Annotated in this window: 24 protein-coding genes; all 24 read right to left on the bottom strand. The window is 33.5% G+C overall.

Annotated elements, in window-relative coordinates:
• Nucleotides 1-8: 8 nt before the first annotated feature.
• The 24 genes from KWG70_RS09840 to KWG70_RS09725 all read right to left on the bottom strand — a co-directional run bounded on the left by KWG70_RS09840 (nt 9) and on the right by KWG70_RS09725 (nt 22,698).
• Entirely contained in the window at nt 9-458 is a 450-nt protein-coding gene (locus KWG70_RS09840) for a GNAT family N-acetyltransferase (RefSeq protein ID WP_230935847.1), read from the bottom strand.
• Nucleotides 458-1,084 carry a hypothetical protein gene (locus tag KWG70_RS09835; protein ID WP_230935846.1) on the bottom strand — a complete coding sequence of 209 codons (627 nt, stop codon included), beginning with the start codon at nt 1,082-1,084 and terminating at the stop codon, nt 458-460. The genes KWG70_RS09840 and KWG70_RS09835 overlap by 1 nt, the downstream gene beginning before the upstream one ends.
• A 282-nt stretch (nt 1,085-1,366) precedes the next feature.
• Nucleotides 1,367-1,930, bottom strand: coding sequence for a hypothetical protein (locus KWG70_RS09830; protein WP_230935845.1), 564 nt, complete (start codon nt 1,928-1,930; stop codon nt 1,367-1,369).
• 238 nt (nt 1,931-2,168) lie between these two features.
• The gene (locus KWG70_RS09825; protein WP_230935844.1) at nt 2,169-2,783 is read right to left on the bottom strand and encodes a DUF1062 domain-containing protein; all 615 of its coding nucleotides are present in this window, start codon (nt 2,781-2,783) and stop codon (nt 2,169-2,171) included.
• Nucleotides 2,784-3,227: 444 nt separating this feature from the next.
• Complete coding sequence (locus KWG70_RS09820) at nt 3,228-3,575, bottom strand: hypothetical protein (RefSeq protein WP_230935843.1); 348 nt, start codon at nt 3,573-3,575, stop codon at nt 3,228-3,230.
• Between the two features lie 137 nt (nt 3,576-3,712).
• Nucleotides 3,713-4,180 carry a DUF1572 domain-containing protein gene (locus tag KWG70_RS09815; protein WP_230935842.1) on the bottom strand — a complete coding sequence of 156 codons (468 nt, stop codon included), beginning with the start codon at nt 4,178-4,180 and terminating at the stop codon, nt 3,713-3,715.
• Between the two features lie 134 nt (nt 4,181-4,314).
• Nucleotides 4,315-5,613, bottom strand: coding sequence for a serine hydrolase domain-containing protein (locus tag KWG70_RS09810; protein ID WP_230935841.1), 1,299 nt, complete (start codon nt 5,611-5,613; stop codon nt 4,315-4,317).
• Between the two features lie 242 nt (nt 5,614-5,855).
• Nucleotides 5,856-6,653: a nucleotidyltransferase family protein gene (locus KWG70_RS09805; protein WP_230935840.1), complete on the bottom strand. Its 798-nt coding sequence runs from the start codon at nt 6,651-6,653 to the stop codon at nt 5,856-5,858.
• A 117-nt stretch (nt 6,654-6,770) separates the two neighbouring features.
• On the bottom strand, nt 6,771-7,532 hold the full coding sequence (locus KWG70_RS09800; protein ID WP_230935839.1) for a hypothetical protein: 762 nt from the start codon (nt 7,530-7,532) through the stop codon (nt 6,771-6,773).
• Nucleotides 7,533-7,711: 179 nt separating this feature from the next.
• Nucleotides 7,712-8,467, bottom strand: coding sequence for a DUF6882 domain-containing protein (locus KWG70_RS09795; RefSeq protein ID WP_230935838.1), 756 nt, complete (start codon nt 8,465-8,467; stop codon nt 7,712-7,714).
• Between the two features lie 201 nt (nt 8,468-8,668).
• Nucleotides 8,669-9,358 carry a hypothetical protein gene (locus KWG70_RS09790; RefSeq protein ID WP_230935837.1) on the bottom strand — a complete coding sequence of 230 codons (690 nt, stop codon included), beginning with the start codon at nt 9,356-9,358 and terminating at the stop codon, nt 8,669-8,671.
• A gap of 137 nt (nt 9,359-9,495) precedes the next feature.
• Nucleotides 9,496-10,623 carry a restriction endonuclease subunit S gene (locus KWG70_RS09785; protein ID WP_230935836.1) on the bottom strand — a complete coding sequence of 376 codons (1,128 nt, stop codon included), beginning with the start codon at nt 10,621-10,623 and terminating at the stop codon, nt 9,496-9,498.
• Nucleotides 10,624-10,640: 17 nt separating this feature from the next.
• On the bottom strand, nt 10,641-12,701 hold the full coding sequence (locus KWG70_RS09780) for an HsdM family class I SAM-dependent methyltransferase (protein ID WP_230935835.1): 2,061 nt from the start codon (nt 12,699-12,701) through the stop codon (nt 10,641-10,643).
• Complete coding sequence (locus tag KWG70_RS09775; RefSeq protein WP_230936067.1) at nt 12,679-12,879, bottom strand: helix-turn-helix domain-containing protein; 201 nt, start codon at nt 12,877-12,879, stop codon at nt 12,679-12,681. Before KWG70_RS09775 ends, KWG70_RS09780 begins: the two co-directional genes overlap by 23 nt.
• 256 nt (nt 12,880-13,135) lie before the next feature.
• Entirely contained in the window at nt 13,136-13,615 is a 480-nt protein-coding gene (locus KWG70_RS09770; protein WP_230935834.1) for a hypothetical protein, read from the bottom strand.
• 92 nt (nt 13,616-13,707) lie between these two features.
• Entirely contained in the window at nt 13,708-15,141 is a 1,434-nt protein-coding gene (locus tag KWG70_RS09765; protein WP_230935833.1) for a hypothetical protein, read from the bottom strand.
• Between the two features lie 104 nt (nt 15,142-15,245).
• Nucleotides 15,246-15,509 (bottom strand): DUF202 domain-containing protein, encoded by a 264-nt coding sequence (locus KWG70_RS09760; RefSeq protein WP_230935832.1) that lies wholly within the window; start codon nt 15,507-15,509, stop codon nt 15,246-15,248.
• Nucleotides 15,509-15,886, bottom strand: coding sequence for a DoxX family protein (locus tag KWG70_RS09755; protein WP_230935831.1), 378 nt, complete (start codon nt 15,884-15,886; stop codon nt 15,509-15,511). Before KWG70_RS09755 ends, KWG70_RS09760 begins: the two co-directional genes overlap by 1 nt.
• A 16-nt stretch (nt 15,887-15,902) precedes the next feature.
• Complete coding sequence (locus KWG70_RS09750; RefSeq protein WP_230935830.1) at nt 15,903-17,543, bottom strand: class I SAM-dependent methyltransferase; 1,641 nt, start codon at nt 17,541-17,543, stop codon at nt 15,903-15,905.
• Between the two features lie 40 nt (nt 17,544-17,583).
• Nucleotides 17,584-17,964, bottom strand: coding sequence for a CBM20 domain-containing protein (locus KWG70_RS09745; protein WP_230935829.1), 381 nt, complete (start codon nt 17,962-17,964; stop codon nt 17,584-17,586).
• 4 nt (nt 17,965-17,968) lie between these two features.
• Entirely contained in the window at nt 17,969-18,472 is a 504-nt protein-coding gene (locus KWG70_RS09740; protein ID WP_230935828.1) for a hypothetical protein, read from the bottom strand.
• An 18-nt stretch (nt 18,473-18,490) separates the two neighbouring features.
• Nucleotides 18,491-18,982, bottom strand: coding sequence for a DoxX family protein (locus KWG70_RS09735; RefSeq protein WP_230935827.1), 492 nt, complete (start codon nt 18,980-18,982; stop codon nt 18,491-18,493).
• Between the two features lie 100 nt (nt 18,983-19,082).
• A complete protein-coding gene (locus tag KWG70_RS09730) occupies nt 19,083-20,252 on the bottom strand; it encodes a helix-turn-helix domain-containing protein (protein WP_230935826.1) in 1,170 nt (389 codons plus the stop codon).
• 34 nt (nt 20,253-20,286) lie between these two features.
• A complete protein-coding gene (locus tag KWG70_RS09725) occupies nt 20,287-22,698 on the bottom strand; it encodes an alpha-ketoacid dehydrogenase subunit alpha/beta (RefSeq protein ID WP_230935825.1) in 2,412 nt (803 codons plus the stop codon).
• Between the last annotated feature and the right edge of the window lie 143 nt (nt 22,699-22,841).

The following is a 22,841-nucleotide window of genomic DNA, read 5'->3' as shown; positions in this document are numbered from 1 at the left end:
GGTTTGTTTTATAATTCTATTATTTTTTTTCTTAGACCAATTCGACTGCTTCCGTCAGAATACCAATTTTCCATTTCTGTAAATGGCTTGTAGCCATGTCTGTCATAAAATCTTAATGTAGGCACTCCTGAGGTCCAGAGCCAAATGTTTTGAACTCCTATCGTTTTTGTCTTTTCTTCTAATGCTTTTAAGAGGTCAGACCCTAGGCCTTGATCGCGATAGTCCTTCTCAACAAATAGATCGGTCAGGTAGAACCAACCAGAATAAGTCTCTCCATTTTTATGGGCCAAACCAGAAGAACAACCAATAAGTCTGTTTTCTTTCAATGCCACAAAGCTTATTTTTTCAGTACTTTCTATGTCTATACCTTCTTCTATTGAAAGGTCATCAAACCCAGAGTTGACAAGTTCAATTTCTTCAGAGGTCAATTCTCTATTTACAATATTTATAGCGTTCATTACTTTTCATTGATCATTTGACTTTTAATATTTATAGTATTCCAATTTTCTTTATTATTCCTTTCAGAATCTAACGGATACACAATATCCTGTGCTTCTCCTAAAAAATCTTTAATTTCAATTCGAATTCGATTTTTTTTACTCTTAATTTTTCGTTTTAAAATTTTGAATTCAAATCCTTCATAAGGCGCTATGCTTTCTTGAAAAGACATATTCTCATTGTGATTTACTATTTCAACATTATTTGAAATCCAATCTTTATTATTGCCCCAATCCCAAGTTGGAATGGTATCATTCCAGTGATCACCTAACAAGCGTTCGCCAAGTTGCATTGATGCGTGTAAATTAATTGTTCCAATTGAATCATTATTTATATATAAGTCAATATATCTATTAATACTATCTGTATTTCTAATTCCTATAAATAGGTTGACTTCATCTTCTATATAAAATAATGTAGTTGAAGGCTTCAAAGTAATTATTTTGGAATCCTCCCAATCTTTTTCTCTCAAAAGACCATCTATCTGAATCTCAATATTAGATTTTAGAGGAATCTCATTAACATCATTGCATGACACTAATAGTATCAATAAAATTAGTGCTATGTATTTTTTGAAGATCTTCATAATTGTACCTAACGTAATTATACGTGGTGTATAATGTTCGAGAACTAAGTTAGCAAAAATGGAATGAAGGATGATTGGATTTCAATAGAAATCCGTAAACCATCATTAAACATTATTAATTATTTAGTTTTTAGATTCATATCATTTAATTTAGAGATTGCAAAATACTGAACACTAAGTGTTTGTGTTGGTCTTGTTGTGTTTTACTAAGATAATAAATTGCAATGACTTACGATTAGGATATGACTGAAACGAACCGGTTAGGGCTTTTTCCTACCTACTTTAAAATCGATATCCAATTCGCAAATGTAGGTTCACAGTTGTTTCACTTTCATTTTCAAGAAACCCGGCTTGTTTTGCAAAGACATATCTGTACCCAATTCCAATTCCGGTTTCGTAGGTGATATGTTTTCCAAGATTTCTTCTTATTCCCCAAGTAGGAATTATAGAAATATCACTTATGACATTAACATTGTCAGTATTTGAAATCACAAACCAATCTGGATGATAACTTGTTTTTAGTGAAATGAAATTTCCACTGTTTCCATCAATTCTTCTTGATTTGCTAACTCTTTTATTCAAATTATAATAGAGTCTGGGTTCGAGAGTAATTACAGGTGTCATTAAAAATCCCGTTCCGTCATAGAAATCACCTCCCCAAATTCCGCTGTCTAATCCAATTTCAGAACGCAATGCAATTGAATTTGTTAATTTCGTTTCGTTATGGGCCCAAATTCCTAAAAATCCAGTTTGTATGCCATACGTTGATTGTTCGATACTTGCATTTTGTGATTTTGCGATTAAAGTTAGTCCGCAGAAAGTTAAAGTGAGTAAAATTCTTTTCATCTGGTTTGTGTTGAATGATTAAAATATTGTAGAATTTATCAAGAATTATACCGTTTTAGAAAATCTAGTAAAACGTGTTTGTGCATCTTAAGTAGTATTGACGTAGTAAGTTAACATAGTAAAGCTGGCCAGAGGGAAATCCGAAGGGCTTTGCTTCCACCAGTTTGTTGCTCTCATGTTCAAATACACATAGAGCTATTGATTAACTATACACGTTTTTAGCTGTTCGTTGTTTTATTTAGTTTTTAGATTCCATATTTTTTTTCAATTTTATTACGTCTATTTTTATAATACTTTCATTTTTCACTTTGTGTTTTTTTTGTAAATATTTGTCTTGAATTGAAATGACTTCCAACTCAATTAATCTTTCTAATTGTTTTGATGATATTTTTAAACAAGCCCGAATAACGGATGATAATTTAAGATTAAAATCAAAAGGATATTTAATCTTAAAAGTGATGATTTCGATGTCAGAACTTAAAATATCTTCTAAAGTTATATTATCGTAGAGTATTTTATATTCAACACTTTTAAAATCTAATTGTATATTGTTTTTTTGTTTTATTTCATTAGAAAATGCATATCTCCAAGCTATTTGAGTCTGATTTTCAGAAAGTTGATTGTATAATTTTTTATTTATTGAACTTGGTTTGATTCTAGAAAATATTGTCATATTAGTTGTATTATCACATTTTTTGCATCTGTAAATCAACCATACGTCTATATTTTTCTTTTGAGCATTTAATCTAAATTTTTCGCTACAATAAAATCTATCATTATGACAATGACTGCATTTTTTTATTAAAAGGGGAGTACTTATCGCTTTTATTTCCCAGGTATATTCGTTTCTCACAATTTATAAATCTGCCTAACATTTTTTTGATTTTATGGACCATTTAATCATTGCTTTTTCAAAATTGAATTATCAAAACCGAAAAACATACGTGATTGCTTTTTATAGCAATGCGACAAAGAATAATTAAATGGAAAACCGATTCGAGTAGAAGATCACTCGAATAAAAAAGTTATTAACCTGTGGTTTCTAAGGTTAATCTTAAGCTAATATAAATTTAAGGGTGTTTCTCAAAATGTTATATGTTGAATATAATAACAAAAATACTATTTTTCTCTTTAGTAGGAAATATCCTGATTTTATCGTTTTTATACAATGGTAACCAATGTGACTAAGTAAAAATAGACCAAGCAATTGGCTATACACGTTGTTGTAACCAGTTTTTTTATTTTTCCCCAAGTCAATACTTTTACTCCTTTCGAGTAATGAATTATTCTTGGATTGTCATTTTTTTATGAATTCAGATTTTAAGTCTCTAAATATTATTATTCTTGGTTTTCCAAAAAACAATGGTCTGTTAAATTGAGTGTGAATACTACCATCGTTGTAATTAAATTCAATTTCTTTACCTTTTAGAACATATGTTCCTGTTCCCCAAGAATCGGATTGAAAAGTTCCGTCCTCGTTTAGAATAAGTTGGTCTCCATTGGAAACTCCAAAAGTTGCAAATTCATCTTCGATATTAGCAACGTACTTTCCTGTAATTAAAAATTTTGGAAAGTATGAGTTGTAAAATATTGTTCCAAGAATTAATACCGTAAGTATTATAAATGTAATTTTTCTGTAATTCATTGATGTTTCGATGTCCTTTTAAATTGGCTACAACGTGTTTGTGTATGGTTTACCTTCGGTGATTATTTTCGCAAGATTGTTTTTTTTCTTTTGCTTAACCAACTGAGCAATTAATTATGTACGTTGTTGTACGTAGTTTATTTATTAATTTGTTTTTTTATAAGTAAAATTTGTCCAAGATGATAGTAAGTATGTTCTATTATTACATCAATGTTTCTATAATAATTTCCATATTTCTTTTCAATAAAATCGCTCAATAGTTTTTCATTATCCATGTCTTTTACTAGTTCTATAAATCTTTCTGAATCAGAACAAAATTTATTTACTAGATTTTTCCAGTCTTGCTGTGATTTAATAGGAGGAGAGTCAAAACTAAATTTGTCTTTTATGTCAAGAGAGCCACCTTCAAGTACTTTTGCTACTCCTTCTATATAGTAATGAATATGAAAAGTGATGTCGGCAATAGTATTAAAATCATCTATTTTCTGAATGGCTTGGTTCCAATCTAAATCAAAGATTTGTTCTTTAAAATTTGTTCCTACAACCCATTTTCCTTCTGTAAGGATTTCTTTAAGCCGATTAACTAAGTATTCATTCAATTTCATTTCAATCAGTAAATTTATTTATTAAGTAGGTTTCTTAAATTACTTACAACGTGTTCGTGTATGGTTTACCTTCGGTGATTATATTCTTAGTACACATAAGCTAGGCAATTAGTTATACATATTGTTACGGCTAGTTAATCAATCTTTAATTTTAATTGAGACATATACCCTCCGTAAAACTCTTTTAATGCCACAATTTTATTAGTATCATTTTTTACAAAATGGATTCTATCAAAAGGCCACCTCTCGATCCAAAACTCACCGTTTCCTAAGTTGTACATTTTTTCCCCATTTTCTATAATTTTGTCAAAAGTATAATATAGATATTGATCTTGTTCATTATAAATTATAAATGCAGTTTTATTTTTTTTATCTCCAGGACTGAGATAACTTCCTGCTAGATTGGAGAGATCCTCATTCTTTAATGGCTTTAATTTATGGTTAGGTTTTTTCTTATCTAGCACAATTAATGCAACTTCAGAGAATATTTGCCTTGCATTGGAAGGTGTATTGTTAGTATTTACCATTGTGACAATAGTAGTTTTTACTTCGGGAAAATGAAACATCATACTGTAAGTTGTTTTATCTCCTCCAGAATGACCAAACATTTTAACTCCTTCAAAGCTTCCATTTTTCACACCCAAGCCATATTCAGAAGAAAATCCAGAACTTAGCTTTGTAGGGCTAATCATTTGTTTAAAAGAATTTTGTGATATAATAGAGCCATTCATCCATTTTTCAGGAAAATAAGCCAAATCAATTGCTGTATTAGTCATTCCGCCATCACCTTTAATCCAGGGCCAGTGTTTTCTTTTCCTAATTACGTCATCTATTAACTCAAAATGATTACTCATTTTTGGATTATCAATGTAAGATGAAATCAGCTCAATATTAAAACCTGAGGGTTCATTGATAATTCGATCAATACTATTTTGAAATGGCATTTTTGTAGCTCTTTCTACTATCATAGCCATTAGTACAAAACCAGAGTTCACGTACTTATAATATGCTCCAGGTTCGAATTCTAATTCTTGCGAATCAAAAAAGTTATAGTAGTCTTCTTTAGTCGGACTTTTACCTGTAGCGACATAAATACTATCGAGCGTTGACGCATACTCTTTAAGACCTGAAGTCATTGAGATTAAATGTCGGAGTTTTATTTTGCTTGCTTGTTCTTTATTTGGAAAATCTGGTAATACATCAGAGAGAGAATCATCCAAGTCCAAAATCCCTTCCTCAACAAGTTTCATAACTAGAGTGGATCCTACTAACTTAGAAATTGAAGCCATTAAAAAATAATGATCATTGTTAGTTGAAATTGTTTTTAACGAGTCAATAAATCCAAAACTGTTATTATATAGCGTTTTATTATCTTTTACAACAGCTATGGAAAAACCCATTACTTTTCCATCTCGGATAAATTTGTTTCCCACAGAATCTATTTTATCCACAATTAAAGTCGACTTTTGTACTAAAGGTTCTTTTTTCTTCTGTGAGCAGTCAAATAAAAGAAGGAAAAAAAGAGTAAATGCGAATATTATGTATTTTTTACTCATTTTCTTCTAATTAGACATAACGTGTTCGTGTAATCGTCAGTTATTGGGTTATATGTTGTTGGCACTTCGTTATCTTTCTCTATACTTCGTTTCATTTCAAATTCTCTTTTTCTTATGTACTACCAATCCTCAAGGGGTGGTTTATTATTTCTCCAGGACCATTCTACATCTTCCATAAACCAATGAAAAGCTTCAATATCAGTTACATTCCAATCTCTAAATCCTCGGACGTTTTCGAACAGTCTATTAGCATTTTCCGCAGTAGGTTGGTTTAAAACCTGATTCATTTCTTTGATCAGGTTTTTGGGTTTGTCATTACATTTTGACAAATATTCGTAAAACCACTTATGATATGGGAAAAACACACGATTGTATGTGAGAATCAACCTCCCGGCAAACAGCACAAGTTGTGATGCTGCGCGGCTTTTCGTATAAATGTTGCCATGTCGTTCTGCTTCACCCATTAGCCAATTCTGAATAAAGGTCATTGAATAGAATTTTCGCATTTTTTGATCACGATCGGCTTCAGGGTATTGTTGGATAGAATGGATGATACTAGCTAGGTCATCTACTTTTGAAAAGGCTATGATTGCGTGATCAAATGCCGATCGGGTGGGTTCATTTCCTCTGTCAACGACTTGCCTGAGGTAATGCATGTCGATGACTTTTCCATCCACAAAGCCACCTGGATAATCTGTTAAGTCTGTTCGGTTGATAAAAAAGTCTCCTGCTTTTTGTTGGTTTTTAAATTCTTCATCTGAGGCAACCACCATAAAATCAATATCTGAATCAGATCTCGCGTATCCTTTGGCAACTGAACCACCAATGATTAAAGCCTCAAACCGCTCATCGTCTTGATATTCTTTCACAAGGTTATTGATTGCACGTTGGTGATGAGGTAAGATATTCGTGTCCATAGTTTTTCAAATTTATATTGCTCAATTTTCTCTTGCTTGCGCTAGTTCGCTACGCTTGTATTCGAGTGCAAGTTGAATGAGCAATTGGCTATACACGTTGTTGTACACTTTTATTAGCTAGTTACTAAGTTCTTTTACATAACTTAACTTATAATTTTTTCTTTTATCTGTAAGAGTTAAGAATTCATTCAAAAGAGAGTTGTATTCTTTCAGTTTTCCTTTGTTTTTCATCCAACCCTTTGGAGTATCCATACCATTGAAATTATCTGTGTCATCATAAAACCAAACTAAAGTTATTTTTCCATATGCTCCAATAGCTCCTCTGCTCGTTTCAAGCGGAAAAGGGTAGTTGCTATCTTTGAGTAATTTTGAAAGTTGTCTTAAAACCTTATCAATCTTATTAAATGACTGTGAACTGATTTTAAATTCAATCATCTCGGCATAAGGAAATTCAGAAACTGACATTTCGGAAACTGTACTCCAAGGAAGAATCATTTCTTTTACATAGTTGAACTTGACATTGACATCAAGCATTGAAATTTCACTTATAGCTTTGTTAAATGCTTGACCAGAATTAGCTATTGTAAACACTTTTCGATAATCACTTAATGTTAGTATGCTTTTTAGGTCATCACTAAAATTAACAATCAAATATTCTCCCTTTTCTGTTTTATAAGTTAACCAATCATATTCATAATCAATTTTGAACTCTTTGGCTTTATCTGCAATTGTTTTTAAATGTTTTTTAAAATTTACATCATCCTCTTTGCTGACATTTAATAAAGTCAATTGAGTGCAAATCTCAATATCCTTTTGAGTTATTGAAGATTGACTAAACCCTAAGTTTGAAATTAGTAATATTAGTAGAAGATTTTTCATTCCTAATAATTGTGCTACAACGTGTTTGTGGATAACTCGTTGCGTTGGTTGGAACTAAGTTAGCAAAAGAAAACGAACCTGAGGAAAATCCGTAGGATTTTGCTTGCACCAGTTCGCTACGCTCGTGTCTGAGTGCAAGCAGGATTAGTAATTAATTATACACGTTGTTGACCATAGTTTTATTTTTTATTAAATTCTTTTAATTCAAAGTAGCACTCTTCACACACTAATTTAATTTTTGCGAATTTTTCAGATTCTTCATTCCAACCATCTTTTTCAACCCTTACTTTCTCACATTCATTACACCAAGCCGCGAAATCATCTTCTTCATCCAATTCCATTCCTCTATACGTTGTAAAAGATTCTTCAAAGCCATTAGCTTTTTTTAAGTTTAAATGTTGACATACGAAAGCAGGTCTTTTAAAACCATGATTTCCACAATCCACAGTTCTTTGTTTCATTTTTTTTACTGCGGTTGAATCTGTTTCTGAATATTCGTGGGTCAACAATTTATAGGTCAATAAATCCTTTGAGTCAGTACAGTATGCTCCCAAACTTTTTATAAATTTTTTAGCAATTGCAACAAATTCCCAGCACTCGTCTTTATCACATTCTATTAATCCTTTTGTGAGTTTTTGATAATTATGGATTTCTCCGAATGATTTTACCTGTAAAGTTTCGTTTTTGCTTTTTTCAATTGAATGCTCATTTTCCCAGCTCCACATCCAAGTATTGGATTTCAGCGAATAAGTCCCAACTGGTACGTATTTAAAGAATACTTCATCCTCATCACTATTGTATAGCCTTAACAGCTCAGATTCTTGATCATAAAACCAATAGGAATATGAATCCAAATCATATTCTGATTTAAAAACGTTTTGAGATTCGCACAATTTTTCAAATTCAATATTAGAAAATTCATCGTAATTTTTCATTCGTAATAATTATGACTAACGTGTTCGTGTATGGTTCAGTTGCGTTGGTTAGAACTAAGTTAGTAAAAAGGAACGAATCATTAGGAAAATCTGTAGGATTTTGCTTGCGCCAGTTCGCTACGCTCGTGTCCGAGTAGGCTATAACTAGCAATTAGTTATACACGTTGTTGGGAGTACGCGCAAATTTCATGTTCATTATATTTAATCATAAATAGATTTTAATCTATCTAAAAGCTGGTTTAGAATTTCTTTATTTAGTTCTAACTGAAAACTTTGAGCTACATTGCTTTGAAGTTTTATTGCATCCATTATGTAATCTTTTTGTTCATTGAAATTGAAGCGTTTCCAAGATTTGTTACTTTTTTTACCATTATGATATTTAAGCAATAATTGAATGTTATTTGGATGATGACTTCCTCGATTTTCAGGATTTAATAGTGCTTGAGCATGGTCAAGATCAAAGTCTAATCCAAAAAAATCCTTAAACGCCTTTTGAATATTTTTGAATTCATCAAATCGATAAATTTCTTGAATCTTTAATTTATCTTTTGCCTGATTAATTATTTCGAATCGAGTAATTGGCTCAATATCTTCACTTAATTCTTTCTCTTGATTACTCTGCTGTTCCTCCTTTGTCAAATATTTGACTTTTCTTGGTCGTTCGCTATCATCAATTACTACATTGTTAAAGTTTCCAGAGGATAATCTAGAAGATATTCTAGCAGCTATTTCGCGTAAACCTGTAGTATCTTGTTTTTGTGCTTGAGCTTCTTTTTCAGCCTTTTCCAATAGATTAGGATAAAGCTCACCAACTCTTTGAGCCCATTCATGAACTGTTGCAAAATCAGTAAATGATTTTAAAGCTTCGGTATATTTTTCATGTATTTTCATTCAAATAACTCTTATAACGTATTTCTTTGTTAGATTAGTAGGCATTACTCCCAACGGTCTCGTATATGAAAAGTAGCGGATTTTACTCATTAACTTTTCGGATTATATCTGACCTCTAATTTATTCATTTTCTTCCTTTAAGCGTTGGCATTTTCAGTCTGTTTGTTTAATTCCTTCTTCTTATTCTCAACGTGTAAGACTACATTTTTTATCACTAGTTTTTTAATTGCTGAAATTAGATTTTCCATTATTTCATAATCTGGTTTGCTATTTTTAGCAGGTAATTGAATGTATTTGTCTTTTGCTACATTCCAGCCTCCTAATTTATTTTTGTATGAATATATCGGTAAATCAGTAACCTTGTTAATGCATTGGACTGCAAACAAGTACTGATTTGGCTTTAATCCATCTTCATTAAAAACCCATTCAATTGCATAAGCATCAGACAAAACTGTAAATTCATTTGATTGGAAATAAGCTCGATAAACATCACTGTTTGAAGGTATAGAAATAACATTCTTCAGAACAGTTGCGCCTTCTCTTGGCGCATAATAGTTTAAACCTTGGTTATTGAAACTAGAGGTGAGACAAGGAAGTGAATGATTACCCGATTGTTGATTTGGTAAATCTTTGGCTTTATAAGGCAACTTAATAGTTTTTATTCTTTGGAAAAGAAAACTCATTTTAAATTCTCTCCACTCAATATTTTCATATTTATTTAAAGTTCTCTTTTCCAGTTCCGTTAAGTGACAATCACTTAACCCATTATCTGAAATATAGTTTTCTAACTTTAGGTTAGTTTTATTTTCTATTTCTGCCACAAAACGCCCCATAAAATCAAAGTCTATTTTGTCGTCTTTAGTAGGTAATTGAAAATAGACTTTCTTAGCTACGCTCCAATGCCTTGAATAGCCTTTGTCTGGAACACATTTTTTCCAAGACGATATGATAAAAAGTAATTCATTTTTTGAATAAGATGATAGAGGTTGTAATACCTTTACATTATCAGCTACACAAAAGTCTTGTATTGCTATATTGAAAGTACGAGTATGGTCTCCAAAAACAATATAGTATGGAATTTCAGAACTTATAATAAATTCAGCTTTCTTATCAGTATATCCAATTATTCCATTATTAGTAGACTCTGAGGAAAACACGGGAATTTTTGCATTACTTACTAAATCTGATTTTGAAAGTTTATTACTTACTTTACATATTTTGAATAATTTATCAAATTTATATTTTCCCCACTCAATGTTTTTCAATTTGTCATTGAGTGGGGTTAGTGCTTTCCCAATTCTTCATCTACTGTACTTTGTTTTAAGATAGTACCAATTTCCCACGCTAAGTAATCGCTTACGGTTTTATTAAAATCTTGCAAATTTGGTTTTGTATCAATCGGTGTTGATTGATTCCAGTCTGCACCATTTTTAGGGTCTATTGTATTTTCATAATATTCTTTTTCTGACAGAATATTTAATTTGCTTTTTCCAAAACGAACTAAGTCCACAATCTCTTGGTAACGTTCTTTTGCTTGGTCAGTATCTTTTAAATTGTTATTTGCTTTTTTTCGGTTTGCTCTAGTGTATCCATCATTAGAGAAGTCAATGAACTTAACCATTTCATCTTTATGATGTTTCTCATTTACTTTAAAAACGTAAATATTTGTCTGAACACTTGATTTGCCTATAAATAAATCAATTGGCATTTTGATACTTGCTAAAAGTGTATGCTTGGAAAGAATTCTTTTATTGTAATCAATTGCTTTACCTTTACCAGCTGAATTTTGAATAATAATTGCTGCATAACCTTTATTCATCATATCTAAAGCTTTCTCAACAAAATTCATCCCATTACCCGATGCTGAATAGGGCGGGTTTAATATAAAGGCATCAGCAGGGAATTTGGTGTCAGTTTTTCCAAATCCATATTTACCATCAAAATCTTTCATTGAGTCGGTGTTCAGAATATTTGAACTACCATCACCCATTAAAATCATATTGAGAATGGCTAACATATAAACACTCGAAAGTAATTCTAAACCGAGTAATTGTTCCGCTTTTATTTGAGCTTCTTTTGTGATAAGTTCATCTGGTGATTGGATAGAGTTTTTTGCATCTATCAACATTTCATTCATTGCAGCAACCAGCAATCCTGCAGAACCTGTAGCAAAATCCCAAACATAAGAGTCTTTGTTTACTCTTGCTAATTTGACTAAAAGTGTGGCAACGTAAGAAGGTGTTAATACAACGTCATTTAACTTGTCTTGTGAGAAACCTAGCCAACCGTACATTTCGTTAAATAACTTACCGGTGAAATCTGTTGTTAATCCAATTTTGTAATAGATACCTAGGTCATCTACAATTTTACAAAACACTCTTTTTAATTGACTTTCTCCATCTACAACTTTGTTTATGTTATTAGTTAAAAGTGTGTTAGATAATGTTCTGACAATAAGTTGCATTTTCTCTTCTGGAAGTTCTTTATGGCTCAAAAAAGATTCAATTTTTTTAATCATTAAATCGCCATCTCTATAACCTCTCTCGGTTGAAGATTTTAAATCTGATTTTTCTAGTGGTGAAACTTTACCTGGAATACCAAGCGTTGCAATAATTGAAGCAGCAACCAAATATACACGGTCATTTTCTCCTAAACCTTTTTCGTTCTGATAAATGTCGTTATTAAGTTTTACAAGACTTTGGTCAATTTCTCTTTCTCGTTGGTCTTTTAATTTGTCAAGTTCTTCCTGAGATATTTGAAGTGTTTTTACAGACTCAATAAAAGCATCAAAATTATTTGGTGCTAAAAATGAAAAGTCAGTATAATCGCCAATTTTTTGTCCTGCTCCTAAATTGTTTTTTGACACATAGTAAACACCAATTTCGTGATGGATTTTTCCTGTCTCATCCTTATGTCCTGTCATTCCGATAGCGATAATATCAGTGTAGCTTGTATGATGAAGCAAGGCGTTTGCGTAATGAACTGCCCCATTTACGGCATACGAGTTGATGTTTTTAAAGTGTGGTTCATTCTTAGAAGTTCTATTTTCAACTTGTCCGTCTTTATCAAGTTTTACGAGTTTATCTTTATATCCTTTGTATTCAATTAGAATAGGGAAGAAGTCTAGGTTTTTGTCTTGAAGTAAAACTTTGGCATCAGGTCTATTTGCTCCTGTTCCTCCATTTTTAGTGAAATAATCAGAAAGAGCTTTGTCAATCTCTGTATTTAAAGACTCTTGTTCAAGTTTGTAGTCTAGTTTATATGATTTTAGCCATCCGTTTGCTAAATCTGCAATATTTGGTTCTATTGATTGTATTTTTTTAGCCATTATTTTTTCTTTCAATTAGTAAGTCTTTGACTTCCACATTTAAGATTTCCGCAATCTTGTATAAGTCTTCCAAACTCGGTTGTCTTTTGTTTTGAGCATAAGAATGTACCATATTGTAACTCTTTCCCAATTGTTCAGCCAACCAAATTTGCTTTATTCCTTTTTGTTCTAAAACCTCTTTTATTCGGTTGATTTTGAATACTTTTATTCAGTCAACTAATGTAGTCAACAATTCTTAAATACTCACTAAATGAGTATAAAAATTATCATTCAATATCAATCAGCGTAGGGGAAAGGCAAGCTGTTTTTATTTTGTGAGGCACGAGAAAAATGAAATGTGCTTGACTGTGCGGTTGACTTTTCAGAGCTTGTGTACAACTAGTTATATAGAGATAAATATGCGCGTTTTTGGGGTCTATAGTCCCGTAAACGTGACCTTTTGTTCTCGATTACAAATTTTCAATCTCCTCTAATACAATCCTATAGTCGTATTGTAAATCTTCATGGAGGTTCACAATCTTTTTCTTTATCGCTTCTATATTGCGCTCATAAATATTGGTTAAGGTGGTATTGCGTGTTATCGACGGTCGCATGGTTTTGAGGGTCCTACAAAAATAGAGGAGGAGCTCTACTTCAGTTTCTTTATTTAACGAATACCTGATATACTTTTTAGTATGGCGTAAGATCTTACGAACACTTTTTTTAATATAGAAATAACTGTCAGTATTGATAAATTCAAATTGCTCGTCTATTTCGGCTTTAACGGTTTCAATATAACCAGCTTCACTGTCGGCTTCAAACAATAAATAGGTGAGGAGTTCCTTATTTTCTTTTTTAAAGCGTGACAAACGCAAACATAGTTCGGCTAATTCTTCATTGGATTTGTGCTTGAGTTCTTTTCGTATCGTTACTACAGAAACAGCTTTCATGATGTGAGTTTTGGCTTGTTGGTTTCTTTGGTCAAGATACTAAAAAAGGCTACCAAACTGGTAGCCTTTTTTACTTTATCTGTGAGATGTATCTATTTACAATCACCATATTCGTCAATAATGGTTTTTAAGTTGCTTAGATTGCTCAAATCAAACTCATTGTTCTTTAAATCGTCACCTAGTGCAGCACAGTTGTCAATAAACTTCGCTAAAGCTGCAGAGATCTTTTCGTTTTTACGCTCGTCAATCATAAAACCTACCTTCTTATCAGCAAACTTTAAAACGTAAGTATCGGCTTCTCCTGGTTTTGATAAGACCATATGACCTTTAGATTCATAAATTACCTCATAGAAATACGAGTTATCAAAGCCTAAATTCCCAGCGTTTGATAATTTTTTAAGTGCATTTCCTTTGGTTTTCATACCATAAAAACATTTCTCTTCATCGTCGTCTGTAGCACAAAATTTGATATTATTTCTAGCTGCAAATTTCTTAGTACGTGGTCGTCCTTTGTCATTTTTGTACTTTACACTTACAAACTTTCCAAATTTATCAATAGAGTTCATATCGTAGAGATCACTTTCTTGCTGAGCAGGATCAAGTTGTAGTTTTTCGAAGATGACATAAACGATTCCTGTATATGTTTTTCCGTCTTTATCGGTTACAGATCCCGGAACACCATAAAGGTTCACGCTATTTTCTTTAGCGACTTTCACCTTTTCTTTATGTAAACGTGCTTTATAGGCTTTGGCTTCACGTCCTAATTTATAGTCGCGTCCCAAGAGCTCCTCCACAAATAGTTGTCCGAACGATCTGGAAAAGCGTCCAGTCATCATGGTTCTTGAGCCATAGTCAAATTCAAATTCTTCATCGGTAAAGGTCTTGGCTTTTACGGTTGTGCAAGTCGAGCATCCCGTTGCTGTTCCAACGGTTATACCATCGAGATCAATAACACTGTAGGCATTATTTCCGTAGACCACACGACCCATAATTCTCGTGCCAGTAGAACCTCCAAAAACGATAGTCCCATCATCTTTTACAAACGCATTGTAACGACCAATTTTGGCTTTACGTTCGGCTTGATCGGCTTTGGCAGATACGACATTCTTCATGTATTTGTCGCTAAGTACTTCACGCTCTTGAGCAAAAAACTCGTCTACCTGTGCCATATCAATACCATCGGAAGTGATTAACCCATATTTAGCACTTAAGAGTTTGATGATGAGTTTTGTCGGACTAAAAGACGTCATTAACACCTCATAAGGAATTTCGGTTTTTTGTCCGCTAGCAGACGTTAATTCCAGCCATTGAAAGCCTTCGGTATTCGAAGCCGATAAGCCTTTAAACACAACATCAAAGGCCTTTTCTCCAGATAATGTTGAGAATAAGTAGTTGTCACGAAGCTCTGTATTTACTTTGGCAACAGCTTTACCATCAAAAGTTACAGTGCCTTTTTTTACTTTGATCTTTTGAGCAAAGCTTAGCATTGGAATGACCATCAAGGCTAATAGAATAATTTTTTTCATAATTTAAGATACATTGAATTTAGTACAGTTGTTTTCAATAGTTTAGAAAACACAGCAGACGAAAATACAATAATTACGCCACACTAAGATTTATACACTATTAATTACAAATTATAATGTTGTCGTATGGCTTTTCTCACTCTAAGTAACCTGTAGATGCCTATAAATAATAAAACGGCAGACACAATAATTAGTATGACACCATAAGATTTTAAATCTGAAAAAAACTCAAGTTTCAGAATCGTAACGCCTGTTCCCAAAAAGACTAGGAATGTTCTAAAATACGCCAAAAAAGTGCGTTCGTTGGCAAGTTTGGTTCGCTCTATGGCCAACCAATCTCTTGTAATAAGTGTGTTTTCTTTTTCCATTATTTTTTTAATCCGTCTAATGAGTACTTACCTGCGCCAGCCAAAAATAGCGCGATAAAGGCAAACAGGTATAATAATGCATGCTCTTTTGTTGCCAGATCATCTTTAGCGTGAACCACAAAAGCCGCAACCATCATGGTGAGTGCCGCTGGTATGGCAGCCCATTTGGTTTTAAAACCAACAATAAGAAGCAATGGTGCTATAACTTCACCAATTAAACATAACAGCAATGATAGGGTTGGTCCAAGATGAATGGGATCTGGGAATTCAGCAGGATTTGACAAATAATTAAATTTCGGAATACCATGGGTGAGCATAAATCCGCCAAAACCCAATCGCAATACCAATAATGCTAAATCTGTATAGTTTTTTTTCATGTCAGATAGAGTTAAGTTAGTTACCTTTTAAAAGATTGACACTTACGGTTGCCAAGTCATTATTTGGAAATTTAGAAAAATAATTCGGATCTGGAGGTAATCCGGCTTCTTTTGCAATCGCATTAAACACATCAACTTCCAAGATGTATTGATCGCTATAACCATGCGTGGCATCATACGCTGTTGCTGCGGTTTTACCAATATGCTTGGCGACCAAACTTGGTTTGACGGTATGCAATTCGATCATTAACAAGCCAAAGCGCTCCACATAAGGTTTCCATTTGGTCAAATGTTCTAAAAGTGAATATTCCACTTGGTTGTTATTAATGCGTTGCCCTAAGGTTGCATAAGCTCCAGTAGACTTACTAACTCGGTCTGTTACAGACTTTGGTGTTTCCCATATACGATTGTGATCTAAAAATGTACGCACATTGAGTAAGTCTTTTAAATCTATATTGTAATCTTCTTTTAAATCGCGAGCTAATATATCTGGCCGACCAATATCACCCCAAATTACTTTTGCCCAAATATCAGCTTTTATCAAATTGGCACGAGTCACTTTTAAGGCGGCTTGGTTAAAATCGGCTCCAACCAAAAGTAAAGGATACTCATCTAACATTTTTCCTCTTATCGTCTGATATTCTATAACATCGAAAATATGCTGAATAAACGCACCATTACCACAACCCATATCCAAAATTCCTTTAGGTTGTTCGTCTATAGGCTTGTTAAAGAGTTTGATGATGACTTCATCTATCACCTTAAAATAGGTCGAATGCGCGCCACCACTTCCCCAAACATTCATTTCACGATGTACGTGCTTTTCGGTATCATCTGGCGACTCAGTTTTCAAGATGTTTGCATTTCCGAAGATCAACTCATCCAAATGGATAAGCGTTGGTAAATAGGAAACTGTCACACCATAAGCGCTAGCACGTTTGGCATAGAACAAGCCTTCATCTGTAAATTGATAGGTATTTTTCTTTTTATTGAACCAACCTAAATGTGCAAAGAAATCGAGTATCTTTTTAAAGCTTTCAGGATCTTTATGATATTCTTCAGCAGTAAATGAAGCCTCCATAAAATATTTGTGAAATAAACCATTTACACCTAATAGTACAATAATTGGCCCAACGATACAGCCTTCGATATGCTTTAGGATTTGGTAGGCTACGGAAGTATCATCGGAACTATCTATATTGAATTTACGTTCATAGGATTGAAATACTTTTTCTAAGGCACTAAAGGCATCAGCACCAATACGTTCTTCTGGAAATCGAACAGAATAGCGCAACAAATTCACAGCTTCTTCATAATGTGGAACTAATTGAAAAGCTTGTGCGCTCAATGCATTTGTTTCATAAATGATCACATCACTTTTATTGTCGATGTGTTGTGTTAACCAGCCTTGAGATGCTAAAACTCGTAAAGCCACATTTAAATAGCCTTCATTAGTATTAAAATTTGAGGTTAATGTTGCGAGCTCAACCTTCTTGTGCTCTAACATATAATCAAGCACTCCTTTTTTGTGTAAGGCAAAAGCCGAAGTTGCAGTTACAATACCGTCAAGATGCCTAAAGATTGTACCTCGTAATTGTTCTTTATCTTGTTTTGAAAGCATGGGCTGATCTGTTTCGTATAAATATAAAAAATCCATCACTAGTGTGACGGATTTTTAAGACGAATTGTTCTGGTTTCTAATTCATTTGAGACTGCTTTCCCAATGGTGTATCAAAAACGGCCTCGTATTGTATGGTTTCTGGTTGATATTTAAAGGTTATTTGTCGGTTGTTCAGATGTTCTAATTCGAAAATAGAATCTCGATTGACGAATTTAAAGCTCACACTACTTTGGGCTGTTTGTTTGGTGATTGTTCCTTCATAAATGCCATCGTTGTCGGTATCGGTAAAGTAAATGGTGTCTTGCCAAGGATTCTCGGTAAAAGGCCCTCTAATACCCACTTTGTAGACATTATCAATTGCGGTCATGTCTACTTTGAAGTGTACTATTTTTAGATGTGTGTCTTGTACACAACCTAACATGAGACATCCAATAATTAAAAGCGTTATATATTTCATAATCTTAGAGTTTAGTATACGTATAGCGATTACGTACAAATTTTTCTGAACCATCGTTAAACTGTACCTCTTTAGTTACAGAGAAGTTATTGCCGTCATAGACATAAGTTTTATAAATTTTAGCAGGTTTGTTGGCGTCACGCCCTTCATAAAAGGTGGTGAGTGTTGTTTTTCCATCTTCGGAAATATGCTTCTTTATAATCTTTTCATTTCCAAAGTAGGCGCCATTCTTTTTCAGTTTGATGGTACTTTTTGAATTAGCTGAAGGTTCATTGTCGTATTGGGTACTCATCAAAATCTTATGGCCTTTGATCTGGATCTGCATTTTCGTCTTTAGGGTTACCTCACGACTGTCACTATAGTTGACATACATGAGCTCGCCTGTCCATTGTGTGTTATCTAATACGTTTAGCTCATCTATAGTTATTGAAGTTTTAGATTGTGCGCCAACTGTTAATGTGATTAATGTAATAGCAATCGTAATAATGTGTCTGTGTAAATGTGTCATGATGTGTTGTTTTTAATATTAGTTATTGTGTTTTAATGTTTTACTGATGAGATAGTCGAGTCCAAAACGTCCAGAGCCCAAATACAAGTGATAGATGCTAACCCAAAGGAATCCCATAGCTGGAAGCATTGCCCATGTGCCTTGTCCCCATTTTTGCATAAATATGGCAACAAGCATGGTACACATGATAAGAAAAGAAGCCAATCTGGTTTGCAAGCCAAAAGCCAAAAGCAAACCACCAACAGCTTCACTAAAAGCACCCATCCAAGCAAAAAATATCGGAGCTATAGCAAAAATTCCGCCGTAGCTCGCTACATCTTCTGGGAACCAAGCGGCGACTTCAAAAAGATCTAAGTGTTGTGATTCGTCTGTCCAAGGCATCCCAAATTTTGAAGCTCCGAAATCGAGAGCCAATAGCATTCCGCAAATAAAACGAATGCTAGCAAATAGCACATCTGCGAACCAATGCTTTTGCGTAAAAGGTGTTGTTAATAACGTAATAATTTTCATAATGCAACTTGTTTGTGTTTGTTGATACAAATGTGCAGCATTATGCGTCGCTGGGCGACTTATATGGTATTCTCAGGTCTTAAATACGATTTGAGACGTCTTAATTGAGTGAGGATTTCAAATATTCGGTAGGAGAGTAGTTGGTTAGTTTTTTAAATACACGATTAAAGGTCGCTTTACTATTAAAACCACATTCTTGTGCTATTCCAAGTAATGATAGCTGTTCGTGTTTATTGTCTTTAAGCATCGATTTAAATGCTTCTACGCGATAGCCATTTACAAAATCATTGAAGTTTTTATGAAATCCAGAATTTATGATTTCTGATAATTGTGCACGCGACATATGTGCTTGTTCGGCCAGATCAGAAAGGTTTAATTCTGGATTGAGATAAGCTTTATCTATTTCCATTAAAGCTTTTACAGTATCAATGTCTGTTTGAGAGATAGCTTTTTGTTCATTTGCTTCCGTCTTTTGCGGAATGGCATCACGATTGGGTGAAAAGCTAAAACTTAGTTTTTTCAGTTTGGTCGTGTCTGTGAAATAACCTCTTATTCCAACGTATAACGTGATGATTGCTACAAATAGATTGAGCCACCAACGATCATCATAACCCAAATCTATATATCTACCAACAACCGATTGAATCGTACTGTATAAGAATGCCAATGAAAATAGTACGAGGAAGCTTAAGATCCAATTCAGCTCTAGTTTATACGTATTTGAGAAAAATTGCATGATCTTTTTTCTATAATTATAGAACAACTGAAATGTGAATGCTAGGTAGAGTAACATATAAGGCGGACTAATATATCCAAGCGCTGTGAGTACAATAGGTTCGTCCAGACTTAATTTTAGAACGCCATTTTGTACAGCGTCAAAACCGGGTTGTAAAGCATCGTAGGTATAGATAGATAATCGGTATATAATGAATGTAAAAGCAGGAGCGAAGTGCCACCAATCCTTTTTGCTGAATTTAAATTTTGAGGTCGTTATCGATTTGACATAAAAGAAAATTAAAGGACCAAGCGCAAACGTGGTCTCTAATAAAAAGTAATTAATCTTAGTCGTTCTAAACTCATTATACCATCCCATAAAACCTACAGTATAACAGGTTTGACTGTAACAGGTTAATAATAAGATAAGACCAAGAAATAAATCTGAAACATTTCCTTTACGCTTATATTTTGAAAGTAACAGAATAGCAAATAGCAACCCTTGCAATACAAGAATTAATAAAGGTAAACTCCAACGGTTAAAATCTGGAAACACTATTGTACTAATTTAGAAAACTAAAATAGTATTATTATCGGAGTTTTGGAAAATCGATAGGGCTCATTTCGTGCATCACGTCATAAACTGCTTCAAAAATATCTTCTGCAGAAGGTTTTGAGAAGTAATCACCATCGGTTCCATAAGCAGGACGATGTGGCTGTGCTGCTAAGGTTTTTGGCTGGCTGTCTAAATACTGAAATGCATTTTGAGTATTTACAATTTCATTTAATATATAAGCTGAAGCACCACCAGGAACATCTTCATCGATTACCATTAAACGATTAGTTTTCGCAACACTTTTTACAATGTCGTGGTTAATGTCAAATGGTAATAATGATTGCACATCGATGACTTCGGCATCAATACCAACTTCTAGTAATTCTTTGGCCGTTTGTTCGACAATTCTAAGCGTAGATCCATAAGATACTAAGGTGATATCTGTACCTTCCTTTACAGTCTCTACTACACCAATTGGTGTTTTGAACTCACCAATATTATTTGGCATTTTTTCTTTTAAGCGATAACCATTCAGACATTCTATAATCAATGCTGGTTCATCACATTCTAAAAGTGTATTATAAAAACCAGCAGCTTTGGTCATATTTCTAGGTACGAGAACATGAATACCTCTTACTAGGTTTATAATACCACCTAGTTGTGAGCCAGAATGCCAAATACCTTCTAATCTATGACCACGAGTTCTAACAATTAAAGGTGCTTTTTGCTTTCCTTTTGTTCTGTATTGTAAGGTCGCAAGATCATCACTCATAATCTGAAGTGCATATAGGATGTAATCTAAGTACTGAATTTCGGCGATAGGTCTCAAACCTCTCATCGCCATACCAATCCCTTGTCCGAGAATAGTTGCTTCTCTAATACCAGCATCAGCAACTCTAAGTTCGCCATATTTCTCTTGTAAACCTTCAAGGCCTTGATTTACATCTCCAATATTACCCGAATCTTCACCAAATATCAAGGCTTCAGGATAGGTATTAAAAATGGCATCAAAGTTATTTCTCAAAATTAATCGTGCATCTACGAGTTCTGCATCACTATCATAGGCTGGCTCAACTTCCGAAGCATTTAGAACAGAAGAATCAGATTCACTGTGTAAATGCGAACTGTATTTAGGTTGCACCTCTTTAATATAACTGTTAATCCAATTTTGAAGAGCTTCTTTTTCGTTAGAATCTTCACCAACAAGGTAGCGCAATGTTTTACGAGCGGCAGACAAGACGTCTTTTCTACCAGGTTCTTTAATCTCTTTAAGATCATTACTAATTTTTGAGATAAACACTTTATTAGCACTAGACTCTGCTACTGTTTCTATTAAATTTATTGCTTGAGCTTGCTCTTCTAAAATAGGCTGTAAATATGCGTTCCATGCCGCCTTTTTACCATCTCTTACACTTTTCTTTATGTCTTTGTCTAAGGCATCTAATTCGTCTTCGGTAGCAATATTGTTATTAACCATCCATTGACGCATTTGCACGACACAATCATATTGCGCTTCCCACTCCAAACGTTCTTTGCTCTTATAACGTTCATGAGAACCCGAAGTAGAATGTCCCTGTGGTTGCGTTAATTCTACCACATGAATCATTACAGGTACATGTTCTTCACGAGCTATTTTTTCGGCTTTTTGGTAAGTGTCTATTAATGCAGAATAATCCCAACCATTAACCTTAAGAATTTCATAACCTTTATTATCATCGTCTCTTTGTAATCCTTTTAAGATTTCAGAGATATTTTCTTTTGTGGTTTGGTGTTTTGCGTGCACAGAAATGCCATACTCATCATCCCAAATACTAATTACCATTGGTACTTGTAAAACACCTGCAGCATTAATCGTTTCAAAGAATAAACCTTCACTTGTACTGGCATTACCAATAGTTCCCCATGCAATTTCATTGCCTTTAACCGAAAACTTTGTGGTATCTATGCCGTTGACATGCCTATAAATTTTTGAAGCTTGTGCTAAACCTAAAAGTCTAGGCATTTGACCAGCAGTAGGAGAGATGTCTGCACTAGAATTTTTTTGTTCTGTAAGGTTTTTCCATTCGCCATTGTCATCAAGACTATGTGTTCCAAAATGACCACCCATTTGTCGACCAGCACTCATTGGATCTGCTTCAATAGAGGTGTGTGCATACAAACCAGCAAAAAACTGTTGAATGTTTAGCTTATCTATAGCCATCATCAAAGTTTGATCACGATAGTATCCAGAACGGAAATCACCATTTTTGAATACTTTAGCCCATGCTAATTGAGGCACCTCTTTACCATCACCAAAAATTCCAAACTTTGCCTTACCTGTAAGCACCTCACGACGACCTAATAAACTGCACTCTCTACTCGTAGTTGCAATTTTATAATCATTTAAGACTTCGTTTTTAAAGTCTTCAAAGGTCATATCGGTAGTGGCTTTGGTTTTTGTGGACATAGTTGTGAATTATATGCTGCAAATTTAACCATTTTTTAGTTATGTTACAACGTTGAATATTGTTATATTATTAAGAATTCATCAAAAAAATAAGGTTTTTTTAGAGAAATTATCAAAAAAGTCAAAAAAAAGACATTTTGATT

Source organism: Psychroserpens luteolus, from assembly GCF_021032705.1.
In the GTDB taxonomy this organism is placed as follows: Bacteria; Bacteroidota; Bacteroidia; order Flavobacteriales; family Flavobacteriaceae; genus Psychroserpens; species Psychroserpens luteolus.
This window is presented reverse-complemented; position numbering and strand designations above follow the sequence as displayed.

Bases quoted from the DNA above. Each gene is read 5' to 3' on its own strand.
- KWG70_RS09840 (WP_230935847.1), bottom strand. From the start codon at position 458: ATGAACGCTATAAATATTGTAAATAGAGAATTGACCTCTGAAGAAATT.
- KWG70_RS09835 (WP_230935846.1), bottom strand. From the start codon at position 1,084: ATGAAGATCTTCAAAAAATACATAGCACTAATTTTATTGATACTATTA.
- KWG70_RS09830 (WP_230935845.1), bottom strand. From the start codon at position 1,930: ATGAAAAGAATTTTACTCACTTTAACTTTCTGCGGACTAACTTTAATC.
- KWG70_RS09820 (WP_230935843.1), bottom strand. From the start codon at position 3,575: ATGAATTACAGAAAAATTACATTTATAATACTTACGGTATTAATTCTT.
- KWG70_RS09815 (WP_230935842.1), bottom strand. From the start codon at position 4,180: ATGAAATTGAATGAATACTTAGTTAATCGGCTTAAAGAAATCCTTACA.
- KWG70_RS09805 (WP_230935840.1), bottom strand. From the start codon at position 6,653: ATGGACACGAATATCTTACCTCATCACCAACGTGCAATCAATAACCTT.
- KWG70_RS09800 (WP_230935839.1), bottom strand. From the start codon at position 7,532: ATGAAAAATCTTCTACTAATATTACTAATTTCAAACTTAGGGTTTAGT.
- KWG70_RS09795 (WP_230935838.1), bottom strand. From the start codon at position 8,467: ATGAAAAATTACGATGAATTTTCTAATATTGAATTTGAAAAATTGTGC.
- KWG70_RS09790 (WP_230935837.1), bottom strand. From the start codon at position 9,358: ATGAAAATACATGAAAAATATACCGAAGCTTTAAAATCATTTACTGAT.
- KWG70_RS09770 (WP_230935834.1), bottom strand. From the start codon at position 13,615: ATGAAAGCTGTTTCTGTAGTAACGATACGAAAAGAACTCAAGCACAAA.
- KWG70_RS09765 (WP_230935833.1), bottom strand. From the start codon at position 15,141: ATGAAAAAAATTATTCTATTAGCCTTGATGGTCATTCCAATGCTAAGC.
- KWG70_RS09760 (WP_230935832.1), bottom strand. From the start codon at position 15,509: ATGGAAAAAGAAAACACACTTATTACAAGAGATTGGTTGGCCATAGAG.
- KWG70_RS09755 (WP_230935831.1), bottom strand. From the start codon at position 15,886: ATGAAAAAAAACTATACAGATTTAGCATTATTGGTATTGCGATTGGGT.
- KWG70_RS09750 (WP_230935830.1), bottom strand. From the start codon at position 17,543: ATGGATTTTTTATATTTATACGAAACAGATCAGCCCATGCTTTCAAAA.
- KWG70_RS09745 (WP_230935829.1), bottom strand. From the start codon at position 17,964: ATGAAATATATAACGCTTTTAATTATTGGATGTCTCATGTTAGGTTGT.
- KWG70_RS09740 (WP_230935828.1), bottom strand. From the start codon at position 18,472: ATGACACATTTACACAGACACATTATTACGATTGCTATTACATTAATC.
- KWG70_RS09735 (WP_230935827.1), bottom strand. From the start codon at position 18,982: ATGAAAATTATTACGTTATTAACAACACCTTTTACGCAAAAGCATTGG.
- KWG70_RS09725 (WP_230935825.1), bottom strand. From the start codon at position 22,698: ATGTCCACAAAAACCAAAGCCACTACCGATATGACCTTTGAAGACTTT.